Raw genomic sequence first — 14,666 nt, forward strand, 5'->3', positions numbered from 1 at the left:
CCGCAACTTCTCATCCAGTTCTCATCCGGCGCCGGAATCGTGCGACGGGTGCGATGGACAACCTTGAACCGAGCCGAGAAATCCGTGCTCGCGGCCCTGATCCTGGCGCTGTGCGTGGCAGTGACGCTGGGCGTTGTCGCCCTGGTGCGAACCGAGCGCTCGCGTGACGCGGCCCGGGTGCGACTGGATGGCAACACCGTGGTTATCCCGATCGATGGCGGCTCCGCCCTGGTGGACACCACCTCCCTGGCGATCGCCGCCGACCATGGGCCGCAACTGTCGGCACCGGCGCAGGCGGCGCTGGGGCGGCCCGGACCGGTTCGCATCGATGTGGACGCCGCCACCTGGACCTATCCCGACCATGGACTCACCGTTACCGCCGCGGCCGAGCGCGGACGGTTGCGGATGACCGTGCACAGCGACCGCGACGGCCGCCTGGTGTGGCCGGTGACCGGAGCCGATCCGGCCGCGAGCGCGCTACAGCTGCCACGCGGTGAGGGCCTGTCGCTGCCCGTCGCGGATCCGTTCTGGAACTCCGCCGCGGCCGCGCTCGTCGATCACTCGCTCGACCTGACCTCCGGGCTGACCATGCCCTTCTGGAGTTACCGGCTCGGCGACCGCGGCGTGAGCTATCTGGTGCCGACCGATATCGGCAGCACGCTGACGGTGTCCTCGGTGGACGGCAGGCTGCGCGCCCGCGCCGAACACGCCTTCGACACCCGCGCCGAAACACTCGACTACACGGTCACATTCGCCATAACCGATGCGAATCCCGTTGCGGCAGCTCAAGATTACCGGCGCTGGCTGATCGACCACGGACAGCTGACCACACTGCGGGACAAGATAGGGCGCAATCCGTCGATCGCCCGGCTGCTCGGCGCCTTCCACGCCTACGTCTGGGGCGATGGGCGCACACCCGATTCCGTGCGTCAGCTGCACGACCTCGGCGTGAGCCGGATGTGGCTCGGCTACGACTCCGGCGCGGACCCGATGTCCACGGCCGCCGTCGACGCCGCGAAGCAGGCGGGATACCTTGCCGGACCGTACGATTCGTACGCCAACGCACAGGATCCGGCCACCGCCGACAACCCGTCCTCCAGTTGGCCCGGCCGGCTGTGGCCGCAGGGCTGTGTGCGGAAGGCGGACGGCACACCGGAGTCCGGTTTCGGTAATCGCGGCTGCTACCTGAGTTCGCAAGCACTGGCCCAGGATTCGGCGGTATTGGCGGACCGCTATGCGCGGATGACGGCCAACGGCGCGAACACCTACTTCCTCGATGTCGACGCGGCGGGCGAATTCTTCGACGACTACAGCCCGGACCACCCGATGAACCAGCGCCGGGACCGGGAGAACCGGCTGGCCCGCATGCGGACGCTCGCCGAGGACCGGCGCCAGGTGCTCGGCTCGGAAGCCGCGGGAGCCTGGGCGGCACCGGAATTGGCATTCGACCACGGCGCGCAGACCCCGGTCACCGATAAGCTGTGGCCGCTACAGCGCGACCGGCGGGTGTGGGGTGCGTGGGCGCCCGAGCGCGCACCGAAGGCGTTCTTCCAGCCGGTGGATCTCCCCGCCGATATCGCGAAGGCGATGTTCGACCCCGCTTATCGAATTCCGCTGTACGAGACGGCATTACATGATTCGATCGTCAACGTCGACCGCTGGGAGCTCTCCTATTACAAGCTGCCGCGACAGCGGACGATGCGGGCGCTCACCGCGATGCTGAACAACACCCCGCTCAACCTCGTGCTCGACCGCGCGACCATCACCGAGCACGGCCCCGAGATCGCCCGGCTGCAAGGCTTTTTCGCGCCGCTGCACGAGGCGGCGGGCACCCTGCCGATGACGAAATTCGATTGGCTCACCGACGACCGCCTGGTCCAGCGCACCGTTTTCGGCGACAATGCCCTCACGGTCACCGCGAACTTCGGCGCACAGCCCTACGGTGGGCTGCCCGCGGGATGCGTCGACGCGAAATTGTCCGGTGACGCCGCGCCGCGCAGGCTCTGCCCGGGACAGTAGATGATCGCCGCCCTGCTTCGTCCGCGCCGGATGGATATCGTATTCACCTGTGGTGCGGCACTTCTCACCGTCGCACTGATCGGCCACCGCGAGGTGCCCGACCTCATGGGCCTCGGCATCGTGCTCGATACCGTCGCCCCGTGGCTCGGACTCCTGATCCCGGTGCTCGCGGTTGCGGCGCTCGGGCTGCGCGCTCCGTTCGGCGTCGCCGCGACGCTGGTTCCACTGCTGGTGTGGGCACACCTCTTCGGAGCATGGTGGGCGTCGCATCCGATGACAGTGGGCGACAAGCGGTTACGGGTTGTCACCCAGAATCTGTACGCGGGCAACCGGCAACCGGCGGACACCGCCCGCGCATTGGTCGCGACCGGCGCGGATCTCGTTGCCTTGCAGGAGGTTACGTCAGCAGATCGGGCGGGCATCGCCATTCTGGCCGACGCGTACCCCTACCACCACGCCGAGGGCACGGTCGAACTGTGGAGCCGCTATCCGCTGGGACGATCGGGCCCGGCGGATGTCGGCGCGGGTTGGCGGCGCGGATTGCGGGCGCTGGTGCAAACCCCATTCGGCACGATCGCGGTATACGTCGTCCACCTGCCGTCGGCGCGGCCCGGCGCCACCGCCGACCGGGATCGCGGCCTGCACACCCTCTCTGCCGAGCTGACCGCCGACCGTGCCGAAAATGTCGTCGTGCTGGGCGATTTCAATACCACAGACACCGACCGCAACTGGCCTGGTTTCGCGCCGGGCTATTTCGATGTCCAACGTCGGGCGGGCACCGGACCCGGTTTCACCTGGCCCGCTGGATTTCCGATCGCCCGCCCGGATCACATCCTGGTCCGCGGTCTACAGGCCACCGCCGCAAGCACATTCGAGACGCCCGGCCCCGATCATCGGGCCGTGACAGCGGTCATCTGCCGTTGAAGCAGTGGCTATTTCGGCAGATCGAGCCCGCCCACATCGGTGACCTTCCAGCCGAGCGCGCGATCGAGGGTGACCGTGTAGGTGACGGTCGATTCGTTGCCGCCGGGGCTCTGGGCATTGGTCGTGTGGACGTTCAGGAAGACGTTGACCTTATATGTCCCGCCCACTACCGAGATCACCTTCGACGAGATCGCGGTGGCGGTGGATTTCCACCGCAGCGGCACGACGATGTCGCGCAGTTGTATTGCGGTGGTATCGAATTTGCTCGCCAGCTGCGCGGTGGTGTTCGCCTTCAGCCGGGCGACCCACCCGTCGATGTCCTGGTAGTCGACGGCCGCCGCGCCCACCGCGTAGCCGGTGGCGAGCTGTTCGACCTTCTCGAATTCTGCTGTCCCGGCGTCCCTCCCGGCGCGATCGGATTTCAGGGTGATGAGTTCGGCTTCCAGCCGATCCCGTTCGGCGGAGAGGTGGTTTCGATCCTGCTGTACCGAAAACAGCAGTGTCACAGCGGAAATCAGCGCGATGGTGAGAACGACGACGATTGCGGCGAGGAGCCCGACACCCAATGCCCGGCCGCCTCGGGCTCGCTCGTTACCCGGCGGCTCCAGCGACAGCGCGGGCATCGGCTTGGTCGCCGGCGTAATGTCCGCGGAATGGGTTCCCGGCTCAACACGGTCGGCCACGGGCCCTCCCCTCGATCACGGCGGGCATCCGACTCGCCGCCGCGGCGAACCGTATCACGAACGGATATGCGGCGGCCCGGATCACCGGGTAATAACCAGCCCGCGCGCACCGATGTATCGGGTATCGAACGTCGACTCGGTCCATGCCGCGGCGGAGGGCAGCCGCACGCGGCACCCGATTGCGGCGGTGTGGTCCGAATCCCACACCGCCGCAATCATTCTCAGCCTGCGATGGACTGCACGACCTTGACCGCGACCAGCACCACCGCGACGGCGAGGTACCCGCGCAGCGCGATCATGCCCGCCATGCGCAGCGAGGAGAACGCCGGACGCGTCAGCGTGTCCAGTGCCGGGGTGCGCCAGGCATCGCGGTCGGCCTCCAGGATGGCCTTGCGCTCGGCCCGGCTCAGCCGCACATCCTCGAGTTCCTCGACCTGATCGGGATCGAGGTTGCCGAGTTCCTTCGCCGTTCGCTCGGCATCCCTGCGGTCTGCCCGGTTTTTGGCCAGCGCGATCACCCCGCCGCCGAGCAGGCCGATCAGCGCGCCGACGCCGAATCCGATCTCCAGGGTGGCCGTCGACAGATCGGGGAAGAAGGTGGCCGCGGTCAGCGCGAGCGAAAGCAGCACCAGCGACCACACGATGATGCCCGCGACGATGTTCTGCCGCGTGGTGTTCACCCACGGACCGAGCACCGCCTTGTCGTTGCACAGCAGCACCAGGAATACCGTCGCCGACGGCAGCAGCACACCGGCCAGCGCCTGCACGCCCTGGGTGAGCAGGCCCAGCACATTGTCCGGGCTGAACGAGACGGCGGCGGCGACGGCGAGCAGCAGGGCGTATCCGGCGTAGAACACCGGGGCCTCACTGATCTTCCAGTGCAGCGAATGCCGCCTGCCGAGGGTGTCGCCCAGCGTGTACGTGGTGGCGAGGCCGACCGCGTTCGCACCGATCAGCGAGGCGTCCAGCAGCAGGATCGCGAACAGCGCGCCGACGGTCTGGCCCTTGTGGTCGTGCAGCGCCTGCGCCACCGCGCCCGCATCAGTGAAGTTGCCGATCGCGTCGGTGCCCGCCAGCCCGAAGGCCGCGGCGGCCATGATCGCGACCGCGCCCATCATCACGACGACGATGCCGACCCACAGGTCGATGCGCTCGTACTTGATCCAGCGCGGGGTGATCCGCTTGTCGACGATGTTGGACTGCTGGAAGAACAGCTGCCACGGCGCGACGGTGGTGCCGACGATGGCGACGATCAACAGCAGCAGCGTCGAGTTCAACCCGCCGGGGAACGACGGCACAACGCCTTTCGCGGTCTCCGAGACGCTCGGATGCACCATGAACGCCAGCGGGAACATCACGATGTTGATCGCGATGAGCGCGAAAAGGAAACGCTCCCAACGCCGGAACGAACCACCGGCCACCACGGCGAACAGCAGCACCGCCGCCAGCGGAACCGAAATCGCCTTGGGCAGACCGAAGTAGTTCAATGCCATGGAGACGCCGATGAATTCGGTGACGATGGTCAGCGCGTTGACGATGAACAGATCGCCGACGCTGAACGCACCCCAGAACTTGCCGAACCGGGCGAAGATCAATCGGGCGTGGCCGACACCCGCGACCGCGCCGAGCCGGACCACCATTTCCTGGTTGACGTACAGCACCGGAATCAACAGCGCCAGTGTCCAAATCAGCGCCATACCGTAGTTCTGCCCGGCCTGCGCGTAGGTCGCGACGCCACCGGCGTCGTTGTCGCCGACCATGACGATGAGGCCGGGGCCGATGACGGCGAGCAGCATGCGGAACCGCTGCCAGCGGCTGCGGCCCTCCGCCGTATCGTGCTGTTTGATGGTGCCGAGGGCGCCGACGATATCGCCGACATGTGCCGAATCCAGTGCTGCCGGAGCGCCGTTGGCGGGGGCAACGGCTACCGTCGCGGTGTTGTCGCGGCGGCTGCCGCCATTCGAGAAGAAGGCCATCGCCATTCCCTCGCTTCCTGAAAATCATTGCTGCACAACAGCAGTGGTGAGACTTCAGTGATCCGTTCGACGCCGTCGTCGAAATGCGTATCAGTAGGTGGTGTGGCCGCCGAGCGAGGCGGTGAAGATCGCATTGCGGCCCCGGCTGACGCGCAGGTTCGCCTGCTCCTGCGGGGTGAGGGTGCGCCGGGCACGCTGCTTGCGGGCCGACTCACCCAGTACCGAAAGCACGGTCAGGCCGGGCCGGGCGCGGTTCTTGCGAACCGACTCGCCCAGCATCGAGAACAGGGAAATGTGACGCGGAAAAACAAGGATCGCCATGGCGAACTCCTGACAGGAAAGTCAGTCACCACAACCTTTTTCGGGCACCGCAAAATAACCCGGACACCAAAGCACCGACCCCCTCACCAAAGCGGAATTCGCTTCGTAGGTCGATGGGTGGTTTCAGGTTTCAGGCGGTAATCAGGCCGCGGCGAGCTGGTATCGATAGGGGTTTTCGAACCGGACTCGGATACGGACTATCGCCGGACTTCATAACGTCCCCCACCTCCTTGCTGCCGAGACGCACGCGAGCGTCGCTTACTCATGGCATCAGACCACGCGGTAAGGGATACCCACGCCTGAAACGACGAGGTAGGCACCCCTCTCGTCAGAGCTTCGGCACTGTACGACGTATCCCCCTGGCAGGGAAGCCACTTTGGATCGCGCCTTAATCCGGGACGATCTGTCCTAGCCCTGGGCGTCTCTCGACGTCGTGGGACCAGTGGCCTTTGTTCGTACAGGAGCCTCGCCTAGCGAGGTGCTGACCTGAAAATGTTGCACCCAGACTGATCGAAAGTCAAATCAGTGCCGGTCGGTTCTTCGGTTATGGCTAGGTCGTTGCGACACAATCTTTTTCGGTCCGGTTGCGCAACTGGGGACGCAACCGGACCGAATTGCTCAGGATTGCGCCGGCGCCGCGGGCGGGGTGTTGAGCCGCTGGAAGAATTGGATCGCCGACGCGATGCCGACCGGAACGCCGAGCACGATCGTGCCCGCCGCCGCGCCGAGCGCGACACCGGCGACGATGCCCGCGAGGCAGCCGCCGACCGCGCCGGGCAGGAAGATCGGCGGCATCAGCACCGCGCCGACCACCGCGCCCGCGACACAGCCGACGCCGCCGCCGATGATGGTGCCGACCAGGCTGCCGACGCCGGTGGCCAGGCCGAATTGCGTTCCGGCCGCGCTCAGCGCGGCATCGAAATCGGCCTGCGCATCGATCGGCTTCAGCGCCGGGCTCGGGGCCTGGGTCGCGGTTGCCGGATCGGTGCCGGGGGTCAGGATCGCGGTGTGGCCGTCGATCTCGGCGGCGATCGGGAAGACCTTGTCGTCCAGCCGGTAGCTCAGCGGCATACCCGCGGCCACGTGGCCGTCGGCGTCGAGCACGTCGAACTGGCCGTCCTTGGCGAACAGGGTGCCCGCGTCGGTCTTGACCACGATGGATTTGTCGACGACGTTCGCGGTCCAGTGGATGCCGGGCGCCTCGGTGGACGAATTCTGTTGCGGCGGAACCGCTGTCGACTCGGGAGTGGTGATGTTGAGCGCGCCGAGCGCGACCGCGGCGCCTGCCGCGTAGCTGCTGAACTTCCTCATCGAAAAACCTTTGGAGCTCGGGTGGTATTCATACCGTTTTCGGGCATGACAAAACCATGGCGGGCGGATTTTTGAATCCGATTTCTGCCCGAATAATTCGGGCAGCACGAATTACGCGGTCGCGATATGGCGCGGGCCGCGGATTACGAAAGCGTTCATGGTCGTGTGACGAGAATCGAGACACGACGAGGCCCGGAAAGACCGGGACTCGGATACGGATGGTCGCCTATGGGCATCGGGCCTTTCCTCACCTCCTCGAGGCCGGGCGCACGGGGGCGCGAGCAGGGCGCACGCGAGGAAGCCACCACGGCAGAATCCGCTGGTGGGCACCCCTCTCGTCAGAGTTTCGGCACTGCACGACGTATCCCGCTGCGCGGAAAGCCACTTGGGATCGCCCCTTAATCCGGGACGACCTGTCCTGATCTTGGGCGTCTCTCGACGTCGTCAGATCAGTGGCCTGTGTTCGTACAGGAGCCTCACCTAGCGAGGTGCTGTTTACGGCGAAATCCTGTCATTCCGGAAATCGGAAGTCAATCCGGACATTATTCGGTTGCCGCGCGCCGATCGAGTTCCAGAATCATGGCGGCCATCGCGGCGCTGTACGCGGCGCTCGCCGCCGACGGGCGATCGGCCGGATAATTCGAACGATGGGTGACGATCACCCCGTTCGGCAGGGTGACGGTGCGGTCCGGCACGGTGGCCACGCAGTTGCCACCGGATTTGCCTACCAGATCGACGATTACGGTCCCGGCGGCCATCGTGTCGAGCGTCGCGGCGTCGAGGAGGACGGGTCCCCTCGAACCCCGGTGCACCGCGGCGCAGAAGACAAGGTCGGGCGGCTCGGCCGCGAGTTGGCGCCGCAGCACCTCCGGATCGCCGTCCGGGTTGGCGAGAAAACGCTTCGCGCCCAGGCGGATCGCCGCGTCGGCCTGCTCCGGCCGGTTGCCGACGGCGACCGCGGCATCGCCGGAGCGCACCGCCGTGCCGATCGCGGACAGCCCGGCCTGCCCGCAGCCGATGATCAGCGCGCGTATCGGCCCCGATACCGAAACCAATTGTCGCGCTTGCCCGTACGCGATTTCCCCGGCAATTCGGCTCATCGCCGAGAGCGCGTCGATATCGGGGCGGTCGTGCGCCACGGCCTCGAAACCGACGGATGTGACACCGCGAGCGCGCAATTCGTCGATCCGCGCCGCGCGGTGGATCGGATCCTGGAATCCGACCAGCGTCATATGCGGACGGACCAGCGAATCCAGTTGATATGCGGGCGGTTTCACCCACGCCACCAGATCGGACACGCCGTACAGCTCGGCCCGGTCGACGAGATCCGCACCGGCGGCGCGATATTCGGCATCGGCTATTTCCACACCGTGGCCCGCATCGTGTTCGACCATGAGCCGATGGCCCGCCGCCACCAGCCGCCGCACGCCGTCCGGGGTGAGCGCCACCCGCCGCTCCGCCTTCGCGGTTTCCCGTACTACCCCGGCAATCATTGCGCGACAACGGTTTCGAGCAGACCCAGGCGCAGCAGCACATCGCGGTAGGTGTCGCCCGCGCGGATGTCCAGGATCAGCCGCGTCAACCGGTCGAACAGTTCGTCGAGCAGGTCCGGCGACTCCTGGCCCGGCGCCTTGCGCGGTGCGAGCACATTGAGCCGGACACCGAGCCGCGCCGATCCGGTGCGGTCCAGCGCGACACTGTCCACGCCCGCCGCGGCCAGCAGCAGATCCTCCAGTTGCGCACTGGATTCGACGCCCGCCGCGGCGAGCAGGTCGTCGGTGAACGCGATGGTGCGGAACATCCCCTGCGAACTTCCCAGCGGCCGCAAGACCTTCGCGCCGACGCGGACATTGATCGCATCGATATGCCTACGCGCACGGTCGAGCTGGCGGCGCATCAGCGTGCGATTGTGCGCGAAATACGCCTCCGGCGTGTGCTCGACGATCGCCCGCGCCAGGTGGATCGACTCACGCTGGAACGAGATGGTGAGCCGGTCGCGGATCCTGGCCAGCCATTCGGCGTCACCGGAGCAGGCGGCGCCCAGCTTACATGGACCGAATGCGTTGTAGCCCTTGGAATTTCCGGTGACCGTCAAGACCCGGTCGTACAGTCTACCGCCCGGCAGCGCCAGCGCGGCGATGGGGATGTGCCGTGCCACCATGGCATCGAAGGCCATATCGCAGATGATCGGCGCACCGCTGTCGAGCAGCACCTGGGCGATCCGGGCCAACTCATCCGCCGAATAGTCCACCACCACTGGATTTCCCGGCAACGTCAGCAGCACACCGCACAGCTCGCCGCGGCTCGCGAAGTCGCCCAGGCAGCGCGCCAGCAGCTCCGGATCGATCTTGAACGCATGATCCGGCGCGACCGGACAGGAAACGACGCGCAGCCCGAACTTCTCGACGTGAATGCTGGAACTCTTGTAAAACCCCTCCGGGCAGACGATTACGCCGCCGGGCCGGGCCAGCGTCGCCACCGCCTCCTCGAGCAGCATGGTGCTCGAGTACGGGCAGACGATGACCTCATCCGGATGCACCGCGATACCGGGAACCGTGATATCCGGCGCGGCCAACCTACCGAACAGCCTGCGCGCGGCCAACTCTCGCAGAATCAGCGGTTGCCGCTTGTCGTAGAGCGCGCCATCGCGATATTCGTCCGCGTACTCGGGCGTGACGCCCGGATCCCGCATGGACATCAGCTCTCGCCAGGCCCGGTCGAGCGCGGCGGCGGCGTCCGGGTGCAGCGGCAGCCCGGTTTCGCCGTGGTAGGCGTCGAGCACGCCCGAGTACCAGCGGCCCTCAGTTCCGGCGAACTGCGCATCAGCACCTAATTGCTTGCGCACCAGACGTTTTCGCGCCTCGGAACGTTTCGCGACGGTCGCGAGACCCACCTCGCGCCGCCACGGCTCGATATCGGTCAGCGCGCTCGTCACGACCTATTGCCTTCGACGGGAGACTCCCCCGGCGCGGGCATATCCAGCCAGCGCCGTTCCAATGCCGCGCGGAACCGGTCACGGCAGTCGGCGAGCCGCTCGTATCCGGCCAGTTCCGGATCGGCGACCACATCGTTGACCACGATGGCCGATCCGGCCAGCTTCAGCGCGTAGAGCTTCTCGAAGCGGCGCACCGCGAACGCGACATCGTGCTTCAGCGCCGAGAAGCGGGTCGCCACCCGGGCCTGCCGCGAATAGTCGTACTCACCGACCGCGACATACTGTTCGTCGACGACGAGCATGCTCTGCGCGTTGCGCGCGTGCTCCCGCTTGACCAGCACGCTCTCCACCCCGGATCTGGTTTGCCGCCATAGTCTTTCGTCATAGGGCCAGACGTCGTCGATGGTGTCGAGCACGTACATCCGACGCACATCGATCTTGGGCGGATGCGATTTGTCGGCCAGGCGCAGAATCGCCTCGTGATAGTCGTCGCCGACATCGCCACCGATGGTGCCGAGGTCCGCGGTGTGGATCGCGCGGACCGAGCGCCTCGCCTGCTCGAGGATGATCAACCAGTCGCTCACCGTATTCCACTCCCATACGGTGGCGCTGCGCGACGGAATCTGGGTGATGATCTCCTCCGCCCGCTCCAGCTGCCGAGCCGCGATCATGCGCAGCGGCTCGATCTCCTCCTTGACGCTCGCGGCATCGATCAGGCTCTGTGCGATGCCGAGCGCCCGATCGACGAGTTCAGGGTCCTTGCCGAGCAATACGTTGAAACGCATCCGGAGGTCGTGGTACCCGCCGGTGCCGCCGCTCGAATTCGAATCGTCGAGCGCGGGCAACTCCGCGCCGAGCGCCAGGCTCAACCGTTCACGCAGCGGTAGCGGGGGTATCCGGGTACCGTTCTCGATCTGCTGGATCAGGCTGCGCGAACAATCGGACTTCTTCGCGAGCGCCGCCTGGGTGAGCCCGCGTTCCGTGCGGAGCCTGCGGACCAGTTCACCGACCTCCTCGCGGCCCGCGCTCGAACCAGCCATTCCACGTCTCCCGTCCTGCGCATGGGGTTGCCGTGCTCATCGTGTGTCATCCGGTCGTCATCATAGTCACGATGTGTCAAGGGTTGCCGTTCGGAGCACTGTGGGTTTCCCGAATGATGGCTGAGATCCGGATAGTTCGCGCCCCTCGGGAGCCGACCCGATGATCCCGGCGGCTCGTTCCCGTCTCGGCTCGGCCTGTGCGTGGCCAATCCTGCTGTTTCCGAGCGATTTTGCCGACATCGAGCCCGAATCTTGCTTAAACAATATCTTTTTGGATTTTTTCATATCCTGAGATATCACTAAGGCTTAATTGACACGCCGAAGTGGCGATCAATAGCATTGGTGTCAGCGCCACCCCGGCACCGGACCGGCTTACCCGCCGCACCCCGCGTTCGGACGGTGGCCGGATACGAGGAGGTGTCATGGCACTAGCGTTGACCGACTGGTTGATCACCAGCGACATCACCCCGGAAAGCGCGCGCTTCGTGCCGACCGCCGACGGTGGCCACTGGATCCTCAGCTGGCTCCCGGACATCCCGCTTTCCCGCGAGCGCGCGATCAGCGGCATGGTCCTCGACGAGACGCTGAGCGATCCCGATCCCGAAGATCCGCTGCTCGCAATGGAACTCGCCGCGATCAGGGCCGCAGACCTCGGCATGGAACTCGCCGAGGCCCTGCTGCGGCTCTACGCCCGCATCCTCGAGCGCGACCGGCAGCAGCCGCTGTCCGGCGCCCCCCGGCTATTCACCGCCGCGTGAAGCCGGGTGGCGCCGCTGCGGGGTCGGCGTCGCCCGGCTCCGCACTCAGCGACCGGAGACCACGTTCACCAGCTTCGGTGCGCGCACGATCACATTGGAAACCGCCCGTCCCGCAAGGGCATTGGTGACGCCCGGCGCGGAAAGAGCGAGCCTGCGCAGCGATTCGTCGTCGATGCCGGTCGGCACCTCCACCCGGCCGCGAACCTTGCCGTCGACCTGAAAGACGCAGACCGTGGTTTCGGCGGTGATCAAGGCGAAATCCGTGACCGGCCAACCGGAATCGGAAACCGATGGCCGATGGCCGAGCCGCTGCCACGCCTCCTCGGCGGTGAAGGGCGCGAAGCACGAGGTCATCCGGACCAGCGCCTCCGCGCCCTCGCGGATGGCCGGATCGCCCGCGCCCGGACCGCTGTCGACGGCCTTGCGCAGCAGGTTCGTCAGCTGCATCAGTTGCGCGATGGTGACGTTGAGCCGCTTGGCCGCCATCAGCTCGGTGGCCTTGGCGATCACCTCGTGCACCGATCTGCGCACCGCCGACGAGCCCACCGTTTCCACGGAAGTGCCTGCGGCACGGCCGATTTCGTCGGCCAGCCGATACACCCGGGCCAGCCATTTGACCGCGCCCTGCGGTGCCAGGTCGGCCCAGTCGATATCGTCCTCGGGCGGTCCGGCGAAGATCATGGTGACCCGCACCGCGTCGGGGCCGTACAGCTCGATCTGCTCCTGCAGGTTCACCAGATTGCCGAGGCTCTTGCTCATCGCCTTACCGTCCATCAGCACCTGGCCCTGATTGGTCAACCTGGTGAACGGCTCGGTGAACGGCAGCATTCCGGCGTCGTGCAGCACCTTGGTCAGGAACCGGGCATACAGCAGGTGACCGGTCGCATGCTCCTTGCCGCCGATGTATTCGTCCACCGGCAGCCAGCGCGCGATGCCGGCCGGATCGAACGGTCCATCGGCGTAATCCGGATTCGGATAGCGCAGGAAATACCAGGAGGAGTCGACGAAGGTGTCCATCGTGTCGGTATCGCGACGGGCCGGGGCGCCGCAGCGTGGGCAGGCCACCTCGGCCCAGTCCGTCGCGCTGGCCAGCGGTGAGCGCCCGCCCTCCGGCCGCAGCTGATAGCCGGTCTCCGGCAGCCGGACGGGCAGCTGCTCGTCCGGCACCGCGACCTCGCCGCAGGTATCGCAGTGGATGATGGGAATGGGTGTGCCCCAATATCTTTGGCGGGACAGCAGCCAGTCGTGCAGCCGGTAGGTGACTGTTGGGGCGCCGCGGCCACGCTCGGCCAGTTCGGCGACGATCTCGGCCTGCGCGGCGACGCTGTGCGCACCGGTGAACCGGCCCGAATCGACCAGCACACCGACGCCGTCGGCCGCGACGCCGGTCCTGGCCGGATCCGCCGCGCCCGTTTCGATCACGGTGCGCACCGGAAGTCCCAGTGCCAGCGCGAAATCGAGGTCGCGCTGATCGTGCGCGGGCACGGCCATGATCGCCCCGGTGCCGTATCCGGCCAGCACGTAATCGGCTGCGTATACCGGAATGCGTTCGCCGCTCAGCGGATTCACCGCATAGGTGCCGAGGAACACACCGGTCTTCGGCCGGTCGGTGGACAGTCGCTCGATCTCCGTCGCGGCGGCGACGGAGTCCCGATAGATGATCAGGTCTGTCGACCGGTCGGGCGCGCACAGTTCGGCCGCCAGCGGCGCATCGCAGGCGACGACGAAAACCGTTGCACCGTAAATGGTATCGGGCCTGGTGGTGAAGACACGGACCGGAGCGGAGCGGCCATCGATGGCGAAATCGATATGCGCGCCCTCGGATCTGCCGATCCAATTGCGCTGCATGGTCAGGACTTCCGACGGCCATGCCCCCTCCAGCTGGGCCATATCGTCGAGCAGTCGCTGCGCGTATTCGGTGATCCGGAAGAACCACTGGGTGAGCGCGCGCTTGCGCACCTGCGCCCCGCACCGCTCGCACCGGCCCTGGATCACCTGCTCATTGGCCAGGACGGTCTGATCGGTGGGACACCAGTTCACCGTCGCGTCGGCGCGGTAGGCCAGCCCGCGCTCGTACATGCGCAGGAACAGCCACTGATTCCAGCGGTAGTACTCCGGATCGCTCGTATGCAGCCGGGTCCGCCAATCGAACGAAATGCCGAGCCGCCGAAAGGATTCCGCCTGTGTCGCGATATTCCGGTAGGTCCAATCCCGCGGATCGAGTTCGCGTTTGAACGCCGCGTTCTCGGCGGGCAGGCCGAACGAGTCCCAGCCGACCGGGAAAAGCGTATCCGCACCGGACATCCGGGCGAATCGGGCCATCGCGTCGCTGATCGCGTAGACCTCCGCGTGACCCATGTGCAGGTCGCCCGACGGGTAGGGAAACATGCTGACGATATACCGGCGCTCGGCGGGCGCGCCGTCGCCGAGTAACCGTGAGACCTCGAAGGATCCGAGTAGATCCCACGACCGGAGCCACCGGTCTACGGTGGTTGTCGGGTCGAAGGTCTCGTCGCTCGAATCGTCAACGGAAGAGGTCATCGTCAGGCTTCACTCGCTGTGGTCGAAATCGAATAGGGGTAAATGGGTGCGGTGACACACCCGCAAACCGCCGTCGACCCCAGAATGCCAGGGTCGACGGCCGATTGCGATCGTATATTGGCCACCGCGGCCCACCCGCTCTAGCCCGACCACACGGG

11 protein-coding genes and 2 riboswitches are annotated in these 14,666 nt (G+C 66.5%); of the genes, 3 read left to right on the forward strand and 8 right to left on the reverse strand.

The genetic code is table 11. The annotated features are described in order from the left end of the window. Window positions 1-48 precede the first annotated feature (48 nt). Window positions 49-2,019 carry a glycoside hydrolase gene (locus F5544_RS39445; RefSeq protein ID WP_238846900.1) on the forward strand — a complete coding sequence of 657 codons (1,971 nt, stop codon included), beginning with the start codon at window positions 49-51 and terminating at the stop codon, window positions 2,017-2,019. Next, window positions 2,020-2,943, forward strand: coding sequence for an endonuclease/exonuclease/phosphatase family protein (locus F5544_RS39450; RefSeq protein ID WP_167477862.1), 924 nt, complete (start codon window positions 2,020-2,022; stop codon window positions 2,941-2,943). 8 nt (window positions 2,944-2,951) lie between these two features. Here F5544_RS39450 and F5544_RS39455 read toward each other — a convergent pair whose 3' ends face one another. The 7 genes from F5544_RS39455 to F5544_RS39485 all read right to left on the reverse strand — a co-directional run bounded on the left by F5544_RS39455 (window position 2,952) and on the right by F5544_RS39485 (window position 11,209). Then, window positions 2,952-3,626 (reverse strand): hypothetical protein, encoded by a 675-nt coding sequence (locus F5544_RS39455; protein ID WP_167477863.1) that lies wholly within the window; start codon window positions 3,624-3,626, stop codon window positions 2,952-2,954. A gap of 221 nt (window positions 3,627-3,847) precedes the next feature. Further along, window positions 3,848-5,602: an NRAMP family divalent metal transporter gene (locus tag F5544_RS39460; protein WP_167477864.1), complete on the reverse strand. Its 1,755-nt coding sequence runs from the start codon at window positions 5,600-5,602 to the stop codon at window positions 3,848-3,850. Window positions 5,603-5,692: 90 nt separating this feature from the next. Continuing rightward, window positions 5,693-5,923 (reverse strand): hypothetical protein, encoded by a 231-nt coding sequence (locus F5544_RS39465; RefSeq protein WP_167471247.1) that lies wholly within the window; start codon window positions 5,921-5,923, stop codon window positions 5,693-5,695. Window positions 5,924-6,236: 313 nt separating this feature from the next. Further along, a riboswitch (M-box (ykoK) riboswitch) is annotated at window positions 6,237-6,408 on the reverse strand. 133 nt (window positions 6,409-6,541) lie between these two features. After that, complete coding sequence (locus F5544_RS39470) at window positions 6,542-7,234, reverse strand: hypothetical protein (protein WP_174867488.1); 693 nt, start codon at window positions 7,232-7,234, stop codon at window positions 6,542-6,544. A 323-nt stretch (window positions 7,235-7,557) separates the two neighbouring features. Then, window positions 7,558-7,729, reverse strand: a riboswitch (M-box (ykoK) riboswitch). A 47-nt stretch (window positions 7,730-7,776) separates the two neighbouring features. Further along, window positions 7,777-8,727 carry a hypothetical protein gene (locus F5544_RS39475; RefSeq protein WP_167477865.1) on the reverse strand — a complete coding sequence of 317 codons (951 nt, stop codon included), beginning with the start codon at window positions 8,725-8,727 and terminating at the stop codon, window positions 7,777-7,779. Then, window positions 8,724-10,169 (reverse strand): pyridoxal phosphate-dependent aminotransferase, encoded by a 1,446-nt coding sequence (locus F5544_RS39480; protein ID WP_167477866.1) that lies wholly within the window; start codon window positions 10,167-10,169, stop codon window positions 8,724-8,726. The genes F5544_RS39475 and F5544_RS39480 overlap by 4 nt, the downstream gene beginning before the upstream one ends. Then, window positions 10,166-11,209: a helix-turn-helix domain-containing protein gene (locus F5544_RS39485; protein WP_167477867.1), complete on the reverse strand. Its 1,044-nt coding sequence runs from the start codon at window positions 11,207-11,209 to the stop codon at window positions 10,166-10,168. Before F5544_RS39485 ends, F5544_RS39480 begins: the two co-directional genes overlap by 4 nt. A gap of 422 nt (window positions 11,210-11,631) precedes the next feature. Between F5544_RS39485 and F5544_RS39490 the strand changes: the two genes are divergently transcribed. Beyond that, window positions 11,632-11,967, forward strand: a complete 336-nt coding sequence (locus tag F5544_RS39490; RefSeq protein WP_167477868.1) for a hypothetical protein — start codon at window positions 11,632-11,634, stop codon at window positions 11,965-11,967. A gap of 45 nt (window positions 11,968-12,012) precedes the next feature. Here F5544_RS39490 and leuS read toward each other — a convergent pair whose 3' ends face one another. Next, window positions 12,013-14,508, reverse strand: a complete 2,496-nt coding sequence (gene leuS, locus F5544_RS39495) for a leucine--tRNA ligase (protein ID WP_167477869.1) — start codon at window positions 14,506-14,508, stop codon at window positions 12,013-12,015. Window positions 14,509-14,666: the final 158 nt, after the last annotated feature.

Origin of the sequence: Nocardia arthritidis, assembly GCF_011801145.1 — a bacterium.
Classification (GTDB): Bacteria; Actinomycetota; Actinomycetes; order Mycobacteriales; family Mycobacteriaceae; genus Nocardia; species Nocardia arthritidis_A.

What these genes read in the sequence shown, in the direction of transcription:
- F5544_RS39450 (WP_167477862.1), top strand. Translation starts at nt 2,020, where the DNA reads ATGATCGCCGCCCTGCTTCGTCCGCGCCGGATGGATATCGTATTCACC.
- F5544_RS39460 (WP_167477864.1), bottom strand. Translation starts at nt 5,602, where the DNA reads ATGGCCTTCTTCTCGAATGGCGGCAGCCGCCGCGACAACACCGCGACG.
- F5544_RS39465 (WP_167471247.1), bottom strand. Translation starts at nt 5,923, where the DNA reads ATGGCGATCCTTGTTTTTCCGCGTCACATTTCCCTGTTCTCGATGCTG.
- F5544_RS39470 (WP_174867488.1), bottom strand. Translation starts at nt 7,234, where the DNA reads ATGAGGAAGTTCAGCAGCTACGCGGCAGGCGCCGCGGTCGCGCTCGGC.
- F5544_RS39475 (WP_167477865.1), bottom strand. Translation starts at nt 8,727, where the DNA reads ATGATTGCCGGGGTAGTACGGGAAACCGCGAAGGCGGAGCGGCGGGTG.
- F5544_RS39485 (WP_167477867.1), bottom strand. Translation starts at nt 11,209, where the DNA reads ATGGCTGGTTCGAGCGCGGGCCGCGAGGAGGTCGGTGAACTGGTCCGC.
- F5544_RS39490 (WP_167477868.1), top strand. Translation starts at nt 11,632, where the DNA reads ATGGCACTAGCGTTGACCGACTGGTTGATCACCAGCGACATCACCCCG.
- leuS (WP_167477869.1), bottom strand. Translation starts at nt 14,508, where the DNA reads ATGACCTCTTCCGTTGACGATTCGAGCGACGAGACCTTCGACCCGACA.